This window comes from Aquimarina brevivitae (genome assembly GCF_004216895.1).
In the GTDB taxonomy this organism is placed as follows: domain Bacteria; phylum Bacteroidota; class Bacteroidia; order Flavobacteriales; family Flavobacteriaceae; genus Aquimarina; species Aquimarina brevivitae.
The window spans coordinates 547,782-572,443 of the sequence record NZ_SGXE01000001.1 but is presented as its reverse complement, the minus strand read 5'-3'; the positions used below and the strand labels follow the sequence as shown (position 1 = coordinate 572,443).

The following is a 24,662-nucleotide window of genomic DNA, read 5'->3' as shown; positions in this document are numbered from 1 at the left end:
TATGATTTTATCAATAATCCTATGTGTAATTCACAAAAGTTTTTATTTATTATAAAAATGAAAAATTAACCAAATGAAACAAATCATACAAGATCTCAAAAATGGAGAAACTATTTTAGAAGAGGTCCCAGTCCCAACTATAAAATCAGGCCACGTTTTAATAAGGACACATAAAACTTTAGTTTCATTAGGAACTGAAAGAATGTTGGTTGAATTTGGAAAGGCAAATTTTATTCAAAAGGCAAGACAACAACCGGATAAAGTTAAGATGGTACTTGATAAGGTTAAAACAGACGGTCTTAAACCAACTATGGATGCCGTTTTTAATAAATTGAATCAACCTTTACCACTTGGGTACTGTAATGTTGGAGAAGTAGTAGCTATTGGTAAAGGAGTTGCTGAATTCAAAGTAGGAGATCGAGTAGCATCAAATGGTAATCATGCAGAGTATGTAAACATACCAAAAAATTTGGTGGCCAAAATACCAGACAATGTTTCATACGAAGAAGCAGCTTTTACAGTAATTGGATCTATAGGATTACAAGGTATTCGATTATTGAATCCAACTTTTGGAGAAACTATAGTCGTGGTAGGATTAGGTCTAATAGGCTTGGTAACGGCGGAGTTACTTTTAGCTAATGGGTGTAATGTCATTGGTTTCGATTATGACGATGAAAAAATAAAAATTGCCAAGGAAAAAGGTATAACTGCGATAAACCCTGCTGAAGGTACAGATCAGATTAAATTTGTAGAGATATATACAAATGGTGTAGGAGCAGACGGTATAATCATAACTGCATCTAACAAGAGTAACGAAATCATTTCTCAATCTGCAAATATGTGTAGGAAAAGAGGTCGTATAGTTCTTGTTGGCGTAATTGGACTGGACATAAGTAGAGCAGATTTTTATGAAAAAGAAATTTCATTTCAGGTTTCTTGCTCATATGGCCCAGGAAGATATGACGAAGAATATGAGCAGAAAGGAAATGATTATCCAATAGGATACGTGCGATGGACAGAAAAAAGAAATTTTGAAGCAATATTAAATGCTATTTCTAGAGGCACACTAGATGTAAAACCTCTAATCACGGAAAAAATCCCATTAGGAGAATATCAGAAGATTTATGGAGACATGAAAAACTCAAAATCTATTGCTTCTATTCTAGAATATAATGAAACAGAACCTCCCAGATCATCAGTTAAGATTTCAAAAAAGTCTTTTACCAATAAGAAGGGTGTCATTGGAATAATTGGCTCGGGTAATTTTACTAGCTCAACTATTTTACCAAATCTTAGAAAAATTGGTGCCGATATAAAATTTATTGCTAGCTCTGGTGGACTTACCTCAACTATTATGGCTAAGCGTTATGATATTGCAAAATCAACATCTGATTATAAAGAGATATTAAAGGATGATGAGGTCGACTTGGTATTTGTTACTACGAAGCATAATATGCATGCCCCGATGGTTTTGGAAACCTTAAAAGCAGGTAAGAGTGTTTTTGTTGAAAAACCTTTAGCCTTAACAAATTCTGAATTGGATGCTATAATCGAGGAATATAATAATCAAAATGTCACTATTTCTGTAGGCTTTAATCGTCGTTTTGCTCCACTGGCAAAAAAAATGAAAAAGCTCTTAGGAAACGATAATACACCAATTAATATTATTGCTACAATGAATGCTGGCTTTATTCCAGAAGATGTGTGGGTTCATGATATGGAAGTGGGAGGAGGAAGAATCATTGGTGAAGCCTGTCACTATATTGATCTTTGTACATATTTTGCTGGTAGTAAGGTAAAGGCTATATGTATGAATGCAATGGGTAAAAACCCGGAAGAGAATACAGATAATGCTAGTATTTTATTAAAATATGAGAATGGGAGTAATGCCGTCATTAATTATTTTGCAAACGGAAGCAAGGCATATTCTAAAGAAAGAGTGGAGGTATATTCCCAAGAACGTACTTTGATTATGGACAATTGGAGAAAGTTAAAAGCTTATGGATTCAAAGGCGGTAACTCCTCCTCAAAACAGGATAAGGGACATTATAATCAGTTTGATGAACTTATTTTACAACAGATACGAGGGAATAATCCAATAATTCCTTTTGAAGAGATTGTAAATACAACGAAGGCTTCTTTTGCTGCTATTGATTCTTTAAAAAATCAAGAATGGGTAGTAATTAATTAATTGAATGGGCTATAAAAAATATCTAGATAAAGCAATACTGCTGGTAACAGGGGCGTTCGTTTTTCTTTTACCATTAGACCGTAATATGCTATCACCATTAATAGGATTAATGGTGGTGCTTGGTGTAATGCAATTCAAGAGAATAAATTTTCTAGAAAATGTAAAGTTATATAAACATTATTATGTATTCATTGTTTTATTCCTGATCTGGCAAATTACATCTCTTTTTTGGTCTGAAGACATATCTAGGGGATTAAAGAGTATCGAACATCGAGCTTTTTTTATAATTGCTCCTTTGATTTTTCTTTTGTACAAGAAATGGCCTAAGGAAAGATTAATCAAAATATTTATTATAAGTAATTTTTTGATTTGTATTTTTTGTTTTGGCAATCTAGTATATTTTTTCATTGATAAAAAAATGTACTTTATAAATAAGACAATAAATGAAGGTATAAATTTTTATACCTTCCGATACTTCACTTACCATAGTGGTGCCAATTTTATTTCATTTGGCGTACATAGGTTATATTTTTCTTTTTCTGTTTTAACAAGTTTACTTTTTCTGTTCTTTTTCAGTAATGCTATATCACATAAATTTTTAAAATATGTATTTGGTATTATATTTATTGTGGTAATTTTTTTAATACAGTCTAAAATTGCTATTATTCTTCTATTGATTATTTTGACATATATAACTTTCATAGCTTTTAAAAATAATAAAGGCAAAAAAAGAACTGTAATTTTAACAAGCTTTATTTTAGTTATGGGTCTTGGATTTTATCTCTCTTATATTAGATTTAACCAATCCATTCAACAAATTGAGAAAATAGAGGAGCAAACAAATGGGAGCTTAGTGGAACGTTTTCAATATTCACGATGTTCTTTAGAGCTAATTCAAGAAGCTCCTTTTTTTGGTTATGGTGTTGGAGATATTGACGATAAGATAAAGGACAAACTCCTAAAGTATAATTATAATTATCTTATAGAAAGAGGAGTATTTGACCCTCATAATGAATTTTTAAAAGCATATATTGGCTCAGGAATAATTGGATTTATTCTTTTCTTATCCATCTTTATAGCTCTTTTTTATATTGCATATAAGAAAAAATCTGAAGTTCTTCTTTTCTATATAGCTTTCATATTTTTAATTTGTTTGATAGAGCCATTTCTTAGTAGACAAGCTGGAATTCTTCCTTCTCTTTTTATGATTGGTTTGCTAATACAAGAGACAAAAAAACCTGAAACTTTGTGAATATTTTAATATTATTTGAAACAGTAAAACACCTAAAATTAAAGCAAATTTATTATCAGCTTTTCTATAAAGTTAGAGGCAAATTCTTTAAAAAAACATATACTAACGCTTTACCGAAGAAAGTTGAAATTTTAGAATGGAAAGATTTTTTTCTCTATCCAAGTACTTTTAAGGATAAAAACACATTTATTTTTCTGAACAAATCATATCTGTTTGATAATCAAATTGATTGGAACTTTAAAAAGTACGGTAAACTTTGGACATACAACTTAAATTACTTTGATTTTTTAAATCAAGAAAATATTACAAAGGAACAAGGATTAGTTTTGATCCAAAACTATCTTAGTCAAGATAGTATTTTAAAGGATGGTAAAGAACCTTACCCTATATCGTTAAGAGGGATTAATTGGATTAAGTTTTTATCAAAACACAAAATAGCGGATCATCACATTGATCAAACTTTATATAATCATTATCAGATCCTAACAAACAATCTAGAGTATCATCTACTTGGAAATCATTTATTGGAAAACGGATATTCTTTATTATTTGGGGCTTATTATTTTAAGGATGAAAGATTTTATAAAAAAGCAAAAAATATATTAACAGAAGAACTTAAAGAACAAATCTTAGAAGATGGAGCACATTTTGAACTGTCACCAATGTATCATCAAATTTTGTTACATCGTTTATTGGATTGTATAAATCTTATCAACCTTAACAGTTGGAAAGAAAAAGAAGACTTTGTTGAGCACCTTAAAGTCAAAGCAATTAGTATGCTTGGATGGTTAAATGAAATAACATTTAGAAATGGTACTATCCCTATGGTCAATGATAGCACTTATGATATAGCACCCAGTTCTAAACAGTTATTTACATATGCTGAGAAAATAGGATTGCAATTAGATAGCGTTAAGTTAAGTGATTCTGGTTATAGAATGATAAGAAAGTCAAACTATGAGTTATTTGTAGATGTAGGTGATATAGGACCAAGTTATCAACCTGGCCATGCGCATTCAGATACCTTTAATTTTGAACTTTATATAGAAAATAAACCTTTTATAGTAGATACGGGAATTTCAACATATGAAAAGAATGCCATAAGGCTAGAACAACGCCAAACAGCTAGTCATAATACAGTTAAAATAGATGATAAAGAGCAAAGTGAGGTTTGGGATGGTTTTAGAGTTGCCAGAAGATCTAAAATAGTTCAACTTAAAGAAAAACAAAATTATATTGAGGCAACTCACAATGGATATAAAAAATTAAACCTTTTACATAAAAGAATTTTTATTACAGAAGATTCCAAAATAGAAATTATTGATGAAATTCCAAACGGAAAGAAAAGTAAAAAAATAGCGTTTTTGCACATTCACCCTGAGATAGGTGATTTTAAAATATCAGGGAATAATGTCAATTTTTCTAAAGGAAGTTTTAACATTCAATTCAAAGGAGATTCGTTGAATATAGAGATTTCTGATTATGACTATTGCTTAGGCTTCAATCGAACAAGAAAGGCAAAAAAAATAGCAGTTATGTTTGAAAACAATCTTTCTACTCAAATTAATTTATAGAATGCATATCTTATTTATAACAGATAATTTCCCACCAGAAGTAAATGCACCTGCAACAAGGACCTATGAACACTGCAAGGAGTGGGTGAATTTAGGAGCTGATGTCACTGTTATTACTGGTGCTCCAAATTTTCCTAAAGGGAAAGTTTATAACGGATATAAGAATAAATTATATCAAAAGGAATTAATCGATGGAATAAAAGTAGTAAGAGTATGGACATATATTTCAGCTAATGAAGGGTTTGTAAAAAGAATTCTAGATTATCTTAGTTTTATGATATCTTCCTTCTTAGTAGGCTTATTTATAAAAACGGATATTATCATCGCCACATCTCCTCAGTTTTTTAGTGCTATCTCAGGCAGATGGCTGGGTTTTTGGAAAAGAAAAAAATGGATTATGGAAGTAAGAGATCTTTGGCCAGAATCTATAAAAGCTGTTGGAGCTATGAAAGGAGGGATAGTAATTCGATTTTTTGAATTTTTGGAAAAAAGAATGTACAAAAAAGCATACAAAATTGTGGTGGTTACTGATTCGTTTAAAGAGATTTTAGTAAAGCAACATAATATTCTTCCTTCTAAAATAAAAGTTATAAAAAACGGTATAAACAGTACATTATTTCAACCTATACCAAAGAATTTCGAATTACTTTCTAAATTAAATTTACAAGACAAAATAATTGTTGGTTATATAGGAACTCACGGTATGGCTCATGGATTAGATTTCATTTTAAAAAGTCTTAAAAAAATCAATAATAAGGATCTGCATTTTTTATTTTTAGGAGATGGGGCTAAAAGAGAAGAACTAATTAAGCTAAAGGAATCATTAAATTTGAATAATGTAACAATGCTTCCTTCTGTACCAAAAAAAGAAGTGGTGGATTATATTTCCATATTGGATATTGCATTAGTTAATCTTAAAAAATCGGATACCTTTAGAAGTGTTATACCTTCTAAAATTTTTGAGTTAAGTGGTATGCATAAACCCATATTATTAGGTGTTGAAGGGGAGGCAAAAGAGATTATTGATAAATATAAAGTTGGAGAAGCCTTTGAGCCTGAAAACGAAAAGGATTTCTTTGACAAAATTGAAAAGATTTTAATTTCTAAAGAATCATATAGTTCTGGGTATAGTAGTATTTTAGAGGATTTTGATAGATCTAAAATTGCAAGTAACATGCTTACCTTTATAAAAACATAATTTTTAAAGATCCGCTAAAACGAGTTTAGAATTTCTTACTTTTGAAAAATAATTATTTAGACAGATAGTTTGCCACCATATTACCTTTTAATATTTTTTATAGGAGCATATGTTCTCACTTATTTAACTATACCAAAGATTATAGGTTTAGTTGAATATAAGAACTTAATGGACAATCCTAATGTGCGAAGTTCTCATGTAAAAAAAACCCCAACACTTGGTGGAGTATCATTTTTTTATACTTTAATATTTGCGCTATTTTTTCTTAAAATTTTAGATGGTTCTTTTACTGAAGCTATATATTTTATACCAGGCCTAACCATTTTATTTATAGTTGGTTTAAAGGATGACCTAGTTGTATTGTCACCACTTACTAAGTTGGTTGCACAATTAGCAGCAGTATCATTTATATTAAGCCACCAAAGTTTTCAAATAGGATCTCTCAACGGTTTTCTTGGTATTTATGACATTCCAATTTTTTTATATTATGTAGCAGGTGCATTTATTATGCTTACGATCATTAATGCATACAATCTTATTGATGGTATTGATGGATTAGCATCGATTGTAGGCATTGTTATTCTGGTTATTTATACTACTATTTTTTACTTAACAGCAGAATATTTTTATGTTTTAATTGCGCTGGCACTTAATGGTTCTTTAATTGCTTTTTTAAGTTACAATCTTTCTTCAAGAAGAAAAATTTTTATGGGGGATACGGGATCCCTTATTGTTGGTTTTATGATTAGTGCACTTACGCTTAAGTTTTTGGCTCTTTCCCCTAATTCTTACAATGAATTGCCGTTTTTATTAGAGAATGCACCTTTGATTGCTATAGGTATTTTAATTGTACCATTATTTGATACAGCTCGGGTTTTTACGATAAGAGTAGCCAATAAGAAAAGTCCTTTTTCACCGGATAGAAACCACACACATCATATTCTCATTGATAGTTTTAATTTATCTCATCAACAAGCTAGTTTTGTTATCGGGGGATTTAATCTATTGTTTGTGGTATTAATGGTAATTTTAGGAAGCACTTCTGATAATTTTTATTTAGTTCTATTTCTTATCACTACAATAATTATTTTAGCCTATATTTTTTATAGGTTTGATTATAGTTTTTCTAATATCAAACGTAGAATACTATTTAAACGCAAAGTAGATAGATTAAAAAATGGAGTTTTTAAAAAAAAGCCGAACAAACCTAAGTCGGAAAATGTAGATTGAGTTGTTCTACGTACTACCCTATGTTTTTTTAAGGTATGAAATAGTTATACTATGAATGTCTTAAGTCAAATTCATTTGTAGAAAATTTTATATTTTGAGAGCCTATAGACGACATACATATAAGCCTATTAAATTTTTTAAATAAATTGTGTGAATCTTAAGAATCTTAGAAAACTATTAGCAAGAAACAAAGTTATAGTTTCTAATTTCTCTTATTTGTCCGTCTTACAAATATGCAACTTACTTATACCGCTATTAGCCTATCCCTATTTGATACGTAGGTTAGGTTCCGAGGTGTTTGGTAAGGTCATTTTTGCACAAGCTATTGTAAGTTATTTGGTAATTGTTGTCAATTTTGGCTTTAATATTTCGGGTGTTCGATCGGTTAGCTTGTTTCGAGAGCATAAACACAAGTTGTCGGAAATTTTTAGTAGTATTTTTTGGGTAAAAGTAAGCTTATGTCTTTTTTTATCTGCCTTGCTAGTGGTTGCTACATTTTTTATTCCTGCTGCAAAAGAATATCAATGGTTGCTAATTCTAACCTTATGGATGTGCATTTATGAAGTACTTTTCCCCATTTGGTATTTTCAGGGCATTGAACGCATGCACTATATCACTATAGTAACACTATCAGCAAAATTCATATTTCTTGTTGCTATTTTCATTCTGATCAAACAACCTGATGATTATCTAAAGGTTCCAATAATACAGGGAGTGACGACCCTGATTACTGGAGCAGTCGCACTTTATATAATTAATAAAAGGCATCAGGTACATATATTAGTTCCTTCATTACGTACCATGCGCAAAGAGATTAAAGCTGCGCTCCCTATATTTATTTCTAACATCTCCATTCAACTCTATCTGGCTACGAATAAAGTTATTGTAGGATTGTTTCTAGGAATGAAAGAAGTTGCGATTTATGATCTGGCAGAAAAGATAGTTTCCGTATTAAAAATACCTCAATCTTTAATTACACAAACCATTTTCCCCAAAATAAACCGTGAAAAGAACATTTTATTCATCAAAAAAATGTATAAGATCTCACTAGGGGTCAACGTACTGATATTTTGTAGTGCTTTTATTATTGCTGAGTTTATGGTAGTGATACTGGGCGGCAATGAGCTTACGAAAGGAACGGAAATACTTAGAATTTTACTCTTTACAATACCAGTTACAGCGATGAGTAATGTATTTGGTGTACAATTACTAATTCCATTTGGTTTTAATAAAACATTTAGTAAAGGTATAGTGGCATCTGGTATATTTTATTTTATACTTATAATGGCAATATGGTTTTTTCTAAAGTTCACCATAACTAATATTACCTATGCTACAGTTGCAACAGAAATATTTGTTACTTTGTTGTTATATTATCTATGTAGAAAGCATAATTTATGGCAAAAAAGGTAGATTACCTTATTGTTGGATCAGGTTTGTTTGGTTCCGTATGTGCATACGAACTGAATAAAAGAGGTAAAACTTGTATGGTTATTGATAAAAGATACCATCAAGGAGGCAATGTGTATTGTGAAGCTGTAGAAGATATTAATGTTCATAAATATGGGGCACATATTTTCCATACTAACGATAAAAAAATTTGGGATTACGTAAACTCTTTCGTCGAGTTTAATCGGTATACAAATGCACCCATAGCCAATTATAAGGGAGAATTGTACAATCTTCCCTTTAATATGAATACCTTTTATCAATTATGGGGAGTAAAAACACCTGATAAAGCAAAAGAAATTATATCGCAACAAATCAACAATCTTAATATCAAGAATCCGGAAAACCTCGAAGAGCAGGCGCTTTCTATGGTAGGTACGGATATTTATGAAAAATTGATTAAAGGCTATACCGAAAAACAATGGGGCAGAAATCCAAAAGACTTGCCTGCTTTTATTATCAAAAGACTTCCTGTTAGGTTTACTTTTAATAACAATTATTTTGACGATAAATATCAAGGGATACCTATCGGAGGTTACAATAAATTGATAGAAGGCTTACTTGAAGAGATAGAGATAAAACTGAATGTGGACTATTTTAAAGATAAACAGCAGTGGGATTCCTTGGCAGATCGTATAATTTATACGGGTAAGATAGATGAGTATTTCGGCTATCGTTTTGGCAATTTGGAGTATAGGAGTTTGAAGTTTGAACAAAGCATTCTAAATCAACAAAATTATCAAGGCAATGCTGTGATAAATTATACGGATACAGACACCCCTTATACAAGAATTATAGAACACAAACACTTTGAATTCGGAAAACAACCTAAAACCGTAATAACCAAAGAATACTCACAAGAATGGAAACCAGGCACTGAACCTTACTATCCTGTTAATGATCAAAAGAACAGTAAAATTTATAACCAATATAAACAATTAGCGGATGATGAATCAAATGTTATTTTTGGCGGCCGTTTAGCAGAATATAAATACTATGATATGCATCAAGTCATAGCCTCTGCGTGGACTAAAATAAAAAGATTAGAGCAATATGATAGGGTTGACTAAGAACTCCAAGGTATATGTGGTATGTCCAGCTAAAGTGGCTACTGGAGGTCCTGAATTATTACATCAATTAGTTCATAAATTAAACTTATTAGGCGTTGCTGCCCAGATGGTTTATTTAGATGAAAAAACATTTACTAGATCAAAGTCCATTTCGGCTTTGCGCACGTTTTCAGACCCGATTCATCCTTTATATCAAAAATACAATACGAACCATACTGATTTGTATGCGATTGAAGATGATAGGGATAACGTAATCATTACCCCAGAAACACATTCAGGTGTGGTTTATATGTTTAAGAAAATGCGTAGGGTCATTTGGTGGCTAAGTGTAGATAATTTCTTTATAAAACAACAAGAAAAGAAGTATAAAGTCAAACAATTTTTTTTTCTTAATAAACCCTATAATTTTCCAAGCGGTAATGATGAAGTATATCATTTGGCGCAATCCTACTACGCGGTTGATTTTTTAAAAAACAAGGGTGTTGACAAGGATCAAATTGGGTATGTATCGGATTTTTTAAACTCAACTTTTTTGGCGTCAACAGATGAATTAAATACCGATGATCGACGTAAAGATGTTATATTATATAACCCAAAAAAGGGCTACGATATCACAGCTAAGTTGATGGATTTATTGCCAAATGTCGAATGGACTCCGTTAATAAATTTGTCACCACAAGAGGTGAAAGAGCTATTAATAAGTAGCAAAGTATATGTGGATTTTGGGAATCATCCTGGTAAGGATCGTTTTCCTAGAGAAGCGGCCATATGTGGATGTTGTGTAATAACGGGGAAGAGGGGCTCAGCTAATTTTAAAAAGGATGTATTTATACCGGAAAAGTATAAGTTTGAAAATCCGGTGGAGCAAATAGAAAGTTTTACAAACACAATTGAAAACTGCTTTTTAAATTATGATCGGGCAATTGAAGATTTTAAAGAATATCGAATGCGCATTATGCAAGAGGAAACTCAATTTGTAAAAGATATTAAAACCATTTTTGAGATAAATCTATAGGAAAACTGTTGGGTTCTAAATTAAATATTGTTGTTGTAAACCATAATGGCTATGAAGATACCGTGGAGTGTTTGGAGTCTTTGCTTAACGCTACGGATCAAGATTATCAGTTATTGCTAGTCGATAATAGCGAGGGGAACGATGATTTTGATCGTCTTCTACGATGGGCTTCTAAGGATCAAAGAACAAGTATTGAAACTAACTATCCTGATCGTGTACTACCAGTGCACGCAGAGCCAATCGATTTTAGCGCTATTACTGAAGAAGAATTAGCTATCACTAGGTACAACAATCAATTCATTTTTATAAAAGCAAAGGAGAATAAAGGCTTCGCCGCGGCGAATAATATTGCATTGCGATATTTGATAACATATGGGTCAAACGATGATTTAATCTGGTTAGTAAACAATGATACGGTGATTGCACCACAGGTAATTATGCGTATAAAAGAAGAACTCATCGCAAATAAAAGGTCTTTGAGCACCACGCTTTTTGGCACTCCGTTACTAGAGTATTACCAACCCGAAACCATACAGGCGATTGCTGGGAAATTTAATAAATGGACCGGTTTAACTTCGCATGTTGGTCAAGGATTACCAGTGTCTTATTTAGATAACAAAGAGGTATTCCGTCAACAGAACTATGATTATCCAATAGGCGCTTCTCTTATTTGTTCAACTGCCTTTTTAAAAAACGTAGGGCCCATGAATGAATCTTATTTTTTATTTTTTGAAGAATTAGATTGGGTAGCTAGAGCAAAGCGAGTTGGAGGAGGTACTAAGATTTTACCTATCCCAGGAGTGTTTCATAAACATGGAATGGCCACCTTGACGGGTACAAAGAAAAAGAAGTCAGTTTTTATTGATTTGTTATCTTTAACCAATCGAATAAAATACACTAAAACATATCATCCAGGACGATTGTGGGCAGTACAACTTTTTATATTGACAGTCACGATAGGTAAAAGAATAATTGCAGGTCAGCTGAGTCGCATACCAAAAATCATTAAAATCGTATTTACAACCTAGCATTTGGAAAAGAAAAACACCATATTGTACACATTAGTGCTGTTGTTTATAACGTTTTGCGTACAGTTTACAGATCTCAAGATAGGGGTTGTAAAAGTATCAGAATTGATGCTTTTAGGATTAGCTCCTTTGGTGTTTTTGGGTAAACTGAATAAATATGTAGTGTACTTGCTCATCTTCTTTACGTTAACTGCATTGATTTCTTTATGGACAACCTCCAAGTTGGATTTTATATATCTTCAACCATCACTTCTTAAAAGACCCTATTGGATCACATTAGGTAGGTTTTTAGAAATTGTAAGCTGTTTGGTGTTATGTAACCTAGCAATATTGTTTTTTAGGCATTTAAAACAAAAGCAAAAATTTGATTTCTTCTTTGAAAAATTCATTGACCTGAATATTATCATAACCGTAGTCTTTGCTATTATCTATTTAGCAGTTGCATTGAATCTAATTCCAATGGATAATACGAGATTGGTGTATGGCTGGGATACCCGATTACGAGGGTATTTTGTAGAAGGAGGGCCGTATGGATTAATGCTCAGTTTTGTTTTTATCGCAATTACTTTGGTAAAGAAAACCCAAAAACGAATTGTTTATCAAATTATGCTTTTTATGGTCATTGCCTTTATGGCCAAGTCCAAAGCTGGTATTTTATGCTGCCTGGTTTGGATCGTAATTGAAAACTTCAGTTACCTAAAAGCTAAATTAAAGCCCTTGCTATTACCTATATTAGTTCTTATAGGAGCAGGGTTGATCTATCTGTTCATTAACATAAGCAGCATGTATGTGAAAGAACTGGACCGAGTGCAATTAGCTGTCAAAGAGCGACCAAAAGACCCCAACTTGGTTATGGGTCGAATATCAGGACTCTTTATTTTTCCTAAAATGGTGCAGGAGAAACCTGTGTTTGGTATCGGTACAGGAAACTATCCTTTACTTAGAAATAATAAAGAATATAGAGGCTTTTTCCCACTACCGCCTAAGCCGATTAGAAATCTGGATGCACACGGTTTTGGAGGAATTGTAGATATCTTGGTAGATAATGGTTTAGTTGGTCTATTGGGTTTTTTTAGCATTATGGGTGTAGTTTTTATAAAGGTAAGAGGCAATAAAGGAAGTCCAGAATTACTAATTGGATTCATTGTTTTATTTTTATTTGGGGTTCAAATCCATTTTATGTATCCTTGGGTTTTATTAGCGCTTGTATTGGCGAACACACATAGGGATGAAGCTAGTAGTAGATCTGAGATTAATTCATAATTCGGGTATAGGAACCTATATCAAGAATATCTTTCCGTTACTGTTGGACCATATTGAGGATGTTGTCGTACTTGGAGACCCTGATATTATTTCGACTTTTGAATGGAGTCAAAAAGTAGACGTGATTTCCTTTAAGGCAAAAGTATATTCCATTACTGAGCAGTTGTTGTTTCCGGTTAAAGTGCCAAAATGCGATGTGTTCTGGTCTCCACATTTTAATGCTCCATTATTTCCGGTTAACGCAAAAATAAAAATAGTAACCATTCATGATATCAACCATCTGGCTAACCCGCATTATTTTTCACTTTTAAAACGAAAATGGGCTAAACTACTTTACTATAATGCCATATGTAAAAGCAAAAAAATTATTACGGTATCCAATTTTTCTAAACTAGAAATTTTAAAACACTTCAACATAGCTCCAAATAAAATTGTAGTAATTCCTGGTGGTATACATCAAGATTTTGCCAAGAACTCCGATAAACGTAAAATAGATACGCTTCCTGAAAAATACATTTTGTTTGTCGGAAATATAAAACCACATAAAAATTTAATCACGTTACTTAAAGCTTACGTGCAATTAAATGATGAAATTAAAAGTCTATATAGGATTGTTATTTTAGGTCGAAAGGATGGTTTTATAACCGGAGACCCAACCATATTTGAATTTATTTCGAAGCATCATTTGCAGGATAAGGTTATTTTTACGGGTCAAGTTGCTGATGATACGGTACCATCAATTTATAAAACGGCTAATTTATTTGTGTTTCCGTCTTTGTACGAAGGTTTTGGATTACCATTACTCGAAGCTATGGCTTGTGGAATACCGGTAATAAGTTCAAACAGTACGAGTTTACCCGAAGTTGGGGGAGAGGCAGTTTTATATTTTGACCCTTCAAACGCTACGGATTTAAAGGATAAGATCGAAGGTGTATTAAGTAATGAAGAGGTACAAAATGAGCTCATTGCGAAAGGATATAGTCAAATACAAAATTTTAGCTGGAAAACTTCAGCATTACAGCACGTTTCATTAGTAAAGGATATATTTTGATAGCTTGGTTTACTAAATATTACGATCGATTTTTCTATTATTTGCTATGCGCTTTAGCAACTTTTCCAGTTCTTCCTAGAGGAATTCAAAGTGCTTTAGTGATTATAATAGGTGTAATAAGCGCTATTTATTTTGGAGTAGATGGAAGAAAGCGTTGGAACAGTGTTAAAACGAAAAAACTGATTTCACTTAGTTCTTTAGTATTGATTTATCTGATAGGACTGTGTTATGTAAAAGAGTATAGCCTTGCATTTAAATATATAACCAGGTCATTACCCATCTTATTACTGGCCTTTGCTAATTTGAATTTTGGTCTTTTAGATACTAAGAAGCTACAGATTATCCTTAAGTTGTATATAGCAGCGCTTTTGTTATTTCTAACATATTTACATCTTTATTACTGGAACGACCTCTATGTGCTTCAATTAAGTTTTTGGGAGGTTCGTGATAAAATAGAACTACATACTAAGGTTCATGGTACGTATTTATCCATGTGGATAGGTATGGCAGTCATAGCGCTCTGCTGGCTTGGTTTCAAATCAGCTAAAAGTTTAAAGAACATTGTAATACTATTGATAACCATTGCATTTTTAATGTATTGGCAACGCATGCTTGAGGCAAGAATGCCATTGTTCGCTACAATCTTGGCAACGCTTTACCTAATTCTTCGAAGTTTAAAGTTGTCTCATACAATGATTGTTACTTTTGGGATAGGGGCGTTTTTAGTAGCGGGGTTTTTAGTAAAGGATAAAATAATTGCAAAAATTAATGAGCTTGGGGATCATGAGAAGGCTATTCCAGCAGGTAAGTATGAAGTAACCAACCCATTAATTTCTAATGAAAATATAAGAAGTGTTATTTATTATTGTGCATTACAAAATATAAAAGAAAGACCCTTTTTGGGGTATGGCATTGGTCAAGATAATTTACAGTTGCAGCAATGTTATGATACAGAATTTAAACATACGGATTTGTTTACTAGATTTAGTTTTAATGCGCACAGTCAATATTTGCAATTGATACTATCAAACGGTATTGTTGGGTTGATGCTATTCTTATTTGCTATCCTTAGTTGGATAATTTGGTCAAAAGAGGCTACGCTACTTTACCTTCCGTTTCTTATACTTTGCGTATTATGCTTTTCCTTTGAGAATATATTAAACAGACATGACGGTATACTTTTCTTTAGTTTTTTTAACGCCATTTTACTGTTGACCAACCGTAAATCTTCAAATTCAGACCAATAATTCTGCGATAATTGGGATTTAATGTTAAAAACAAGGTATTTTTACCCTTTAATTGTAATAGGCACTAGTTGTATATGTTAAGCTCACTTGATAAAGCATTAATACATGATTGGTATACTCAATATAGAGGAGGCGAACGCTGCGTAGAAGCAATAACAGCCATTTGGAATGACTTTGAGCATTTTACGCTGGTAAATACCATGAGTGACGCAGAATGTAAACTGGTTTTTAAAGGCAAGACCCCGAACACCTCTTTTATTGAAAAGTTACCCTTTGGTAAAAAAAAGTACAGAAATTATTTACCGTTTTTCCCTTTAGCAATAGAACAATTTGATCTCAGTAAACATGAGTTAATCATTTCTTCTTCTTCCTGTGTGGCGAAAGGGGTCTTAACCAGGGCGGATCAACTCCATATTAGCTATGTACATTCACCTGTTCGCTATGCTTGGGATCTGTACCATCAATATATAAAAGAAAGTGGGCTTACTAGGGGATTGAAAGGCCTTATGGCTAAATATTTTTTACATAAACTTAGACTTTGGGATGTATCTACAGCAAACAGGCCGGATTATTATATCGCAAATTCTCAATATGTGGCCAAACGCATAAAAAAAATATATAATAAAGAAGCTAAAGTAATCTATCCTCCAGTTGCCGTCGAGGAATTTAGTATTTCTGATCAAAAGGAAGATTATTTTGTTACATGCTCTTCATTAGTTCCCTATAAGAAAATTGATCTTATCGTTGAAGCTTTTAAGAAATTAAACAAGCGACTTATCGTTATTGGAGACGGACCTGAATATAAAAAATTGAAGCGATTGGGAGGGGCGACGATAGAACTAAAAGGATTTATGGATGGTGCGGAGAAAAAAGAAATTTTAAAAAAGGCAAGGGCGTTTGTTTTTGCTGCTGACGAGGATTTTGGGATAGCACCAATAGAGGCACAAGCTTGTGGGATACCTGTAATAGCCTATAAAAAGGGAGGAATAGTTGAAACTGTCAATGGTGTTGAAGTTGATCAAGACAATTTTGTCGATAAAACAGGCGTTTTTTATAAACACCAAACTAAAGAATCTTTAATAGAAGCAGTACATTTTTTTGAAAAGAACGAAAGCCGATTCAATCCGCAATTCATTAATAATCATGCTCAGATTTTTAGTAGACAACGATTTCAAGAAGAGTTTAAAGAAACGGTGGAGGAAGTATATTTAGCCTGGAAAAAAGGAGAATAACACTAAGAGAATACATTCATATTTAGTTAGATTTGCAAGATAATTGGATAAGAGAAGAACAGGTATGAAATATACAGGATATTCAAGATTCATCAGACCTTTACTATACGGTATAGATTTGTTGATTGTATCCTTATTAACTATTCTTTTTTTATCAAGCCAATGGGTCGATATTTTGGCTATAATTATATTTTGGGTTATTCTTTCAATTACTATTTCAGTCTATTCAGTGTATCGATTTACTAAGATTGTAAAGGTAATCTCACTGTTCTTCAAACAAACATTGTTGATGTGTTTACTCGTTTTTTCATACTTCTATATTCAGGAAAATTTCATTTCTGCTTCTGATATATTACGTTTTTTTCTGTTTTTACTCATTATTATCACCTTTTGGCGGGTTATACTTTTTGAAATTTTTAAGCGATATCGAATCATAACCGGTAGTAATAATGTCTACACCGTTATTATTGGTGTAAATGAAGCAACAAAACGCTTAGCTTATTTTTTTAATAATTCACCTGAATATGGTTATCAGTTTAAAGGGTTTTTTGGTGAACAAATAGCACCTAAAACCAAAGGGACAATTGAGGATGCCCAACAGTTTATACTCGATAATAATATTGATGAAATCTACTGTTCTATTAAGGAATTAAGCAATAACCAGATTAAAAAACTAACAGAATTTTGTCAGGCAAACCGAAAGACCATCCGATTTATTGCAGATGATAAGGAATTGTTTTCTAAAAACCTGAAGCTTGATTATTACAATTTAACACCGGTCATTTCTCTTGCTCCTGTACCCTTAGACGATCCGCTAAAGTACCTTACCAAACGAGTTTTTGATATTACCTTTTCTTTATTGGTAATTGTTTTGGTGCTATCTTGGTTGACTCCTTTATTGGCATTACTTATAAAGTTAGAAAGTAAGGGACCTGTCTTCTTTAAGCAACATAGATATGGATTGGATTTTAAACTTTTTTTATGTTATAAATTTAGATCTATGTCCATTAACAAGGAAGCGGATAAAAAACAGGCTAGCAAGAATGATGCAAGGATAACAAGGATTGGTAAATTCATAAGAAGAACGAGCATAGATGAATTGCCTCAATTTTTTAATGTATTATTTGGACAAATGTCAGTTGTTGGGCCTCGCCCTCTTTTAATGAGTCATACAGATGATTATAAGGGAAAGATTAAACGTTTTATGATGAGACATAATGTGAAGCCGGGAATAACGGGTTTAGCACAGGTTAGTGGATATAGAGGCAATATTGCTAAAGATTCGGATATGTTTAATCGAGTTCGATATGATATTTTTTATGTAGAAAACTGGTCCCTATTATGGGATATAAATATAATTTTCAAAACTATACTAAATGTGCTAAAGGGAGAGGAAAAAGCATATTAGTTTAGTTTTGAATTAATTTAAGAATAAAGAAAGATGAAAATTTCAGTAATAGGTACAGGTTATGTAGGTTTGGTTACAGGAACTTGTTTAGCTGAGACCGGTAATGAGGTGGTTTGTGTGGATATTGATGAGGATAAGGTTAATCGGATGCGCTCAGGTGAAGTACCGATCTACGAACCTCATTTGGATGTATTATTTGAAAGAAATATAGAAGCAAAACGGCTAACGTTCACTACTTCATTGGAAGAAGGCTTAGCACACGGAGCTATTATTTTCTTAGCATTACCTACCCCAGAAGGCGAGGATGGATCAGCAGATTTATCTTATGTGCTTGGGGTGGCAGAGCAGATCGGTAAAACTATTAAGGAGTATAAAGTAATAGTGGATAAAAGTACCGTACCTGTAGGAACTGCAGAAAAAGTTCGTCAAGTAATAGGATTACATGCCAATTGTGATTTTGATGTTGTTTCCAATCCGGAGTTTTTAAGGGAAGGTTTTGCTGTGGATGATTTTTTGAAACCAGAGCGCATTATTATTGGTTCTTCATCAACAAGAGCTACAGCATTAATGGAAAAGTTGTACAAACCATTTGTGCGTTCGGGTAATCCTATTTTAATAATGGATGAAAAATCTGCTGAATTAACTAAATATGCGGCTAATGCATTTTTGGCAACCAAGATTACTTTTATGAATGAAATAGCAAACTATTGCGAAAAGGTTGGTGCAGATGTAGACAAGGTAAGGATTGGAATGGGAACAGATTCTCGTATTGGTAAACGGTTTTTGTTTCCAGGAATTGGTTACGGAGGCTCATGTTTTCCTAAAGATGTAAAGGCACTGCATAAATCCGGTAGTGAAGAAAATTACGAGTTTAAAATATTGGATGCCGTTATCAATGTAAATAGTCGTCAGAAGAAAGCATTATTACCAAAGATTAATTCATTTTTTAGCCATAATTTAAAAGGAAAAACTTTTGCAATTTGGGGACTGGCATTCAAACCAGAAACTGATGATATCAGAGAAGCACCGGCCTTGGATATAATTGAGGAATTATTAAAATCAGGTGCACAAATCCAGGCTTTTGATCCAGAGGCAATGGACAATGTTACCAAACAGTATGGTGATCAAATCACATTAGTAAAATCGATGTACGATGCTTTACAAGAAGCAGATGCTTTGGTAATATGTACAGAGTGGAGCATTTTTAGAACGCCGGATTTCAGCAGAATTAAAGAGGCGCTAAATACTCCGGTACTATTCGATGGAAGAAATTTATATGACACTAGTGATGTAGAAAAGGAAGGTTTTTCCTATTTTTCTATCGGAAGAAAAGATATAATAGCTTAATAATGAAGAAGATTTTAATCACAGGCGCCGCTGGTTTTTTGGGATCTCATTTATGCGATCGCTTTATAAATGAAGATTTTCATGTGATCGCCATGGATAATTTAATTACAGGTGATTTAAATAATATCGCACATCTTTTTAAGCTTAAAAACTTTGAATTTTACAATCACGATGTAAGCAAGTTTGTGTATGTACCCGGAGAATTGGATTACATTTTGCATTTTGCTTCTCCGGCGAGCCCAATTGATTATTTGAAAATTCCGATTCAAACCCTTAAAGTAGGTTCATTGGGTACACATAACCTCTTAGGTTTAGCAAAGGAAAAACGAGCTCGAATTTTGGTCGCTTCTACTAGCGAGGTATATGGAGACCCTTTAGTACATCCGCAAAATGAGGATTATTTTGGTAACGTTAATACCATCGGTCCTAGAGGCGTATATGATGAGGCCAAACGTTTCCAGGAGTCCATTACAATGGCTTATCATACCTATCATGGATTAGAAACCCGGATTGTTAGGATATTCAATACCTATGGTCCCCGTATGCGCTTAAATGATGGGCGTGTAGTACCGGCATTTATTGGACAGTCCTTGCGGGGCGAGGATTTAACGGTGTTCGGAGATGGTTCTCAAACGCGTTCTTTCTGTTATGTGGATGATTTGATAGAGGGTATTTATAAATTGCTTTTTAGTGATTATAATTACCCTGTTAATCTCGGAAATCCTGATGAGATAAGTATAAAACAATTTGCCGATGAGATTATTGCACTAACCGGAACCAAACAAAAAGTCATTTATAAACCGTTGCCTAAAAATGACCCACTGCAAAGACAACCAGATATCACCAGAGCTAAAGAAATTTTAGATTGGGAGCCTAAAGTAAGTAGAGCTGAGGGAATGCAAAAGACCTTAGATTTTTTTAAAACGTTTACCAAAGAAGAATTGAATAAAAGGGAACACAAAGACTTTTCATCGTATTCACAAGTATAGATGTTAATAAAGAGAGGAAGATATTCGTTTTTAATAAGACCATTACTGGTCATTTCGGATCTTTCGATTTTATTAATTTTAGCCCGTATTTTCTTTCAACCAATTCTTGGATATTCGTTTTTTATTTTCATTGGCCTGGCTTGGCTAATTAGCGCTTATATCACAGACTTTTATGAAGTATACCGGTTTACAAAAATTGTAAGACTCTTTTCCTTATTAACAAAACAAGCTTTTTATTTTTCGGCTTTGTTATTTGCTTATTTTGGAGTTCTAAGAATAACTGAGTTTGCGCTTGATACAATAGTACTATTTCTAACTGTTTTGATAAGTATCATAGGAGCTGTTAAAATTATAATCTATTATGCTTTAAAACAATATCGTTATAAGCTTGGGGGTAATAATAGAAGGATTGTTGTGGTAGGAAGCCATGCCAGCACCAAACAATTAATGCAATTTTTTAATAAGCGAAAAGATTTAGGGTATAGGGTTATTAAGGAATTCAATAAAAGTAAGTTAGATACATTAGAAGAGCTATTTGTCTTTATGAATGCCAGAGAGGTTGATGAGATTTATTGTTCGATTGAAGATCTCAATGACGATGAGGTAAATCAAGTGATGAAGTTTTGTAATAAAAAACGCTGTGGACTTAAATTTATTCCTAACGAAAAGAGAATTTATTCTAAAAGATTACACACAGATTTTTACGAGTATTTGCCTGTTCTTTCCATACCTGAAGTTTCATTGAACAAATCAATAAATAGAATGGTCAAACGGATTTTTGACATTATTTTCTCCATTTTGGTAATTGTATTGGTGCTTTCATGGTTAATTCCTGTATTATATATATTGGTCAAAATGGAATCTTCCGGCCCTTTTCTATATAAGCACAGAAGAAACGGAATTAATTACAAAGAGTTTACGTGTTATAAAATTAGATCTTTAAGGTACCATTCATCAGAACATGAGGATCAGGTACAAAAAAATGATAAACGGGTGACTAAAATTGGTCGATTTTTGCGAAAAACCAGTATCGATGAGTTACCACAATTTTTTAATGTGTTGTTAGGTGATATGTCCGTAGTGGGTCCAAGACCTCATATGCCAAGATATACTGAAGAATATGCCAAACGAATTGATAAGTATAATTTTATCTTTAGACACGCCGTTAAGCCGGGATTAACCGGCCTTGCTCAGATAAAAGGGTACAGAGGAGAGATTATAAATAAAGAAGACATCATTAATAGAGTAAAATATGATATCTTTTATATTGAAAATTGGTCGTTGTTATTAGATCTCAAAATTATATTCGAAACCTTCATTAATCTAATCAGAGGACAAGAAAAAGCATATTAAATCGTTAACTATGGTTTATGTACTAATTTTATCATAGCTTTGATTACAGATTTCTACTTCAATAATTGAATAATTGCTTTTATTTGATTCTTATACAAAATAAAATATCAAAGATCTTAGGTTTTTTCTATTGGGATAAAAAAGACCCAGTGCTCTTTATTTTTTGGAATAGCTTGTTTATAGCTTTTTTGTGTTTACCTCTTGGGATTAATTTACCAACCCCGTTTTTTATTATCGCCATGGTACTGGGTGTGGTACATGTACTACGACAAAAAATAACCATGAAAAAGGAAAACAGAGTATTGCTGTTGTTTCCTATTTATTTTTTGATTCTATGCGCCAGTCTTTTATATACCCAGAATATAAATGAAGGAGTTGAATTGATAGTTCGTTCAATCTCTTTGTTATTTTTTCCAATTATTTTTTTGTTTGTCAAAGAGGATGCTGCTACCGTAAAACGGCTATTTGACTTTTTATTAGCGGGATTGTTGATTTCATTTGGTATCAATATAAGCATTGGAGGTTATCAGATATATGAAACAGTAAAAGAACAGTTAGTTTTAAATAATGATTTCGAGGAAACTATTTCTTCTCTCTTGTATGCTTTAAAACTTGGAGGTACCTATCTTTTAGAATCGGACTTTTCTGCACTGGTAAACCCTAATTATATATCACTGTATATATTATTAGTATTAAGTTACTATCTCAAAAATAAGTTGACCACAAAAACACAGTCAATTATTCTATTTATCCTGTTTACTTATCTTTTCTTATTAGCTTCCAGAGCAGCTTATTTGATTCTTTTTATTATGTGTCTAATGTTAGCCATAAACATTAAGGATAAGGGTAAAAGATACTTGATTGTTATGATGATGATTTTAGGATCCATTATATTTTTAGGTAATGCAAGAATTTTAAATAATAGCAAAAAGAATAGTGTACAAACTGTTTCTCGCAGTACTTCAATAGAAAACACCAGACTATTAACCTGGCATGCAGCTTGGCAATTAATGGAGGAGTCTCCTTTTATTGGTTATGGCGTGGGTGACGCCCAACAAAAACTTATAGATAAGTATAAAGACCTTAATTATTTAAAAAACTATCAAAATAGATACAATGCGCATAACCAATTTTTACAAACTTATTTGCAAACGGGTATTATAGGGTTTGGTGTATTGGTAGCAATTTTTATTTATTTAAGTATCCGAATGCAGCGCAGTCGAAATGAGTTTGTGGTATTTTTAGTGCTTACGATATCTATTTTTTTCGAGTCTATGCTGGTTCGTTTTAATGGTATTGTTTTTCTGTCCATTATCATTCCTTTATTACTTAAGGAAAGAAGCATTCTTGGAAGCAGAATCATAAGAAATCAATAAGCCACCCCGTACTTTTAGTCCATCATATTAGCATTACCGAAGCGAAAAAAGTATTTTTGAAGCCTCTAATTAAAGCAACACTAAAGTCTATGAATATTTTAATCTTAGGATCCGGAGGAAGAGAACATACATTTGCTCATAAACTAAAATCAAGTGAATTTTGCAATCAATTATTTGTTGCACCAGGTAATGCGGGCACAGCTCAGATCGCAACAAATGTAGCGGTATCTGTAAACGATTTTGAAGCCATCAAAGCCTTAGTACTTGAGCACGCTATTGAAATGGTGGTGGTCGGTCCAGAGGATCCTTTGGTCAACGGTATTTATGATTTCTTTAAACAGGATGAAACTTTAGCACACATCAATGTGATAGGACCTTCAAAAAAGGGTGCACTTTTAGAAGGCAGTAAAGAACGTGCTAAAGAGTTTATGTCTTTATACGACATTCCAACGGCAGCATACCAAAGCTTCACCGCAGAATCATTGGGGGCGGGAAAGGATTTTCTAAAAACGCTTACTCCACCATATGTATTAAAAGCTGATGGATTAGCAGCTGGTAAAGGGGTCCTTATTATTAATGACCTTACAAAAGCGCAGGAAGCCTTAGAGGATATGTTAACCAACAAAAAGTTCGGCGAAGCAAGTGCGAAGGTGGTCATTGAAGAATTTCTGGATGGTATAGAGTTAAGTGTATTTGTACTAACCGATGGAAAAAATTATAAAATACTACCAACAGCAAAGGATTATAAACGTATTGGAGAAGGCGATACAGGTTTAAACACAGGAGGAATGGGTGCTATTTCACCGGTTCCATTCGCGGATGCTTCTTTTATGGAAAAGATAGAGGAGCGAATCGTAAAACCAACCGTTGCTGGCTTAGCCAAGGAAAATATTGAATACAAAGGATTCATTTTTATAGGATTAATTAAAGTGGGTAATGACCCAATGGTAATTGAGTACAATGTACGTATGGGGGATCCTGAAACAGAAGTGGTGCTTCCTAGAATTAAAACAGATTTGGTGACGCTTTTTAAGCAATTAGATTCACAAAACTTAGATAAAGTAACTATAGACATTGATGAAAGAGCTGCTGCTACGGTTATGGTAGTATCCGGGGGATATCCAGAAGCTTACGAAAAAGGGAAGGAAATAAAAGGCATCGAAGCCATTAAAGATTCCTTAGTTTTTCACGCAGGGACTACTTTAAAAAATGATAAGGTATTGACTAATGGTGGTAGGGTGATTGCTATCACTTCTTTTAGCGATAACTTCAAAGATGCATTACATAAATCCTATCAAAATGTAGAGCAACTAGATTTTGAGGGAATGTACTACAGAAAAGATCTTGGATTTGATCTTTAATCAATAAAAAAATGCCCTAATTCGTTAG

19 protein-coding genes are annotated in these 24,662 nt (G+C 32.8%); all 19 read left to right on the top strand.

Features of this window, described 5'->3' with window-relative positions:
• The first annotated feature begins 73 nt into the window (after nucleotides 1-73).
• The 19 genes from EV197_RS02395 to purD all read left to right on the top strand — a co-directional run bounded on the left by EV197_RS02395 (nucleotide 74) and on the right by purD (nucleotide 24,634).
• A complete protein-coding gene (locus EV197_RS02395; RefSeq protein WP_130285140.1) occupies nucleotides 74-2,191 on the top strand; it encodes a bi-domain-containing oxidoreductase in 2,118 nt (705 codons plus the stop codon).
• A gap of 4 nt (nucleotides 2,192-2,195) precedes the next feature.
• A complete protein-coding gene (locus EV197_RS02390; protein ID WP_130285139.1) occupies nucleotides 2,196-3,443 on the top strand; it encodes an O-antigen ligase family protein in 1,248 nt (415 codons plus the stop codon).
• Nucleotides 3,440-5,017, top strand: coding sequence for an alginate lyase family protein (locus EV197_RS02385; RefSeq protein WP_130285138.1), 1,578 nt, complete (start codon nucleotides 3,440-3,442; stop codon nucleotides 5,015-5,017). Before EV197_RS02390 ends, EV197_RS02385 begins: the two co-directional genes overlap by 4 nt.
• A complete protein-coding gene (locus tag EV197_RS02380; RefSeq protein ID WP_242610677.1) occupies nucleotides 4,983-6,215 on the top strand; it encodes a glycosyltransferase family 4 protein in 1,233 nt (410 codons plus the stop codon). The genes EV197_RS02385 and EV197_RS02380 overlap by 35 nt, the downstream gene beginning before the upstream one ends.
• A 168-nt stretch (nucleotides 6,216-6,383) precedes the next feature.
• Nucleotides 6,384-7,445: an MraY family glycosyltransferase gene (locus tag EV197_RS02375; protein WP_130285136.1), complete on the top strand. Its 1,062-nt coding sequence runs from the start codon at nucleotides 6,384-6,386 to the stop codon at nucleotides 7,443-7,445.
• A 150-nt stretch (nucleotides 7,446-7,595) separates the two neighbouring features.
• The gene (locus EV197_RS02370) at nucleotides 7,596-8,858 is read left to right on the top strand and encodes a flippase (protein WP_165388981.1); all 1,263 of its coding nucleotides are present in this window, start codon (nucleotides 7,596-7,598) and stop codon (nucleotides 8,856-8,858) included.
• The gene (gene glf / locus EV197_RS02365) at nucleotides 8,843-9,964 is read left to right on the top strand and encodes a UDP-galactopyranose mutase (RefSeq protein WP_130285134.1); all 1,122 of its coding nucleotides are present in this window, start codon (nucleotides 8,843-8,845) and stop codon (nucleotides 9,962-9,964) included. Before EV197_RS02370 ends, glf begins: the two co-directional genes overlap by 16 nt.
• Nucleotides 9,948-10,979 carry a hypothetical protein gene (locus tag EV197_RS02360; protein WP_130285133.1) on the top strand — a complete coding sequence of 344 codons (1,032 nt, stop codon included), beginning with the start codon at nucleotides 9,948-9,950 and terminating at the stop codon, nucleotides 10,977-10,979. Before glf ends, EV197_RS02360 begins: the two co-directional genes overlap by 17 nt.
• A gap of 8 nt (nucleotides 10,980-10,987) precedes the next feature.
• Nucleotides 10,988-12,007 carry a glycosyltransferase family protein gene (locus EV197_RS02355; protein WP_130285132.1) on the top strand — a complete coding sequence of 340 codons (1,020 nt, stop codon included), beginning with the start codon at nucleotides 10,988-10,990 and terminating at the stop codon, nucleotides 12,005-12,007.
• A 3-nt stretch (nucleotides 12,008-12,010) separates the two neighbouring features.
• Nucleotides 12,011-13,270, top strand: a complete 1,260-nt coding sequence (locus EV197_RS02350) for an O-antigen ligase family protein (protein WP_130285131.1) — start codon at nucleotides 12,011-12,013, stop codon at nucleotides 13,268-13,270.
• Entirely contained in the window at nucleotides 13,236-14,321 is a 1,086-nt protein-coding gene (locus EV197_RS02345) for a glycosyltransferase family 4 protein (RefSeq protein ID WP_130285130.1), read from the top strand. The genes EV197_RS02350 and EV197_RS02345 overlap by 35 nt, the downstream gene beginning before the upstream one ends.
• Nucleotides 14,318-15,568 carry an O-antigen ligase family protein gene (locus EV197_RS02340; RefSeq protein ID WP_130285129.1) on the top strand — a complete coding sequence of 417 codons (1,251 nt, stop codon included), beginning with the start codon at nucleotides 14,318-14,320 and terminating at the stop codon, nucleotides 15,566-15,568. The genes EV197_RS02345 and EV197_RS02340 overlap by 4 nt, the downstream gene beginning before the upstream one ends.
• A gap of 74 nt (nucleotides 15,569-15,642) precedes the next feature.
• The gene (locus EV197_RS02335) at nucleotides 15,643-16,800 is read left to right on the top strand and encodes a glycosyltransferase family 4 protein (protein ID WP_130285128.1); all 1,158 of its coding nucleotides are present in this window, start codon (nucleotides 15,643-15,645) and stop codon (nucleotides 16,798-16,800) included.
• Nucleotides 16,801-16,864: 64 nt separating this feature from the next.
• Nucleotides 16,865-18,208 (top strand): undecaprenyl-phosphate glucose phosphotransferase, encoded by a 1,344-nt coding sequence (locus EV197_RS02330; protein ID WP_130285127.1) that lies wholly within the window; start codon nucleotides 16,865-16,867, stop codon nucleotides 18,206-18,208.
• Between the two features lie 33 nt (nucleotides 18,209-18,241).
• The gene (locus EV197_RS02325) at nucleotides 18,242-19,555 is read left to right on the top strand and encodes a UDP-glucose dehydrogenase family protein (protein WP_130285126.1); all 1,314 of its coding nucleotides are present in this window, start codon (nucleotides 18,242-18,244) and stop codon (nucleotides 19,553-19,555) included.
• A 2-nt stretch (nucleotides 19,556-19,557) separates the two neighbouring features.
• Nucleotides 19,558-20,544, top strand: a complete 987-nt coding sequence (locus EV197_RS02320; RefSeq protein WP_130285125.1) for a UDP-glucuronic acid decarboxylase family protein — start codon at nucleotides 19,558-19,560, stop codon at nucleotides 20,542-20,544.
• Entirely contained in the window at nucleotides 20,545-21,897 is a 1,353-nt protein-coding gene (locus EV197_RS02315; RefSeq protein WP_130285124.1) for an exopolysaccharide biosynthesis polyprenyl glycosylphosphotransferase, read from the top strand.
• Nucleotides 21,898-22,178: 281 nt separating this feature from the next.
• A complete protein-coding gene (locus tag EV197_RS02310) occupies nucleotides 22,179-23,273 on the top strand; it encodes an O-antigen ligase family protein (RefSeq protein WP_165388980.1) in 1,095 nt (364 codons plus the stop codon).
• An 89-nt stretch (nucleotides 23,274-23,362) separates the two neighbouring features.
• Entirely contained in the window at nucleotides 23,363-24,634 is a 1,272-nt protein-coding gene (purD, locus tag EV197_RS02305) for a phosphoribosylamine--glycine ligase (RefSeq protein WP_130285122.1), read from the top strand.
• The last annotated feature ends 28 nt before the right edge of the window (nucleotides 24,635-24,662 follow it).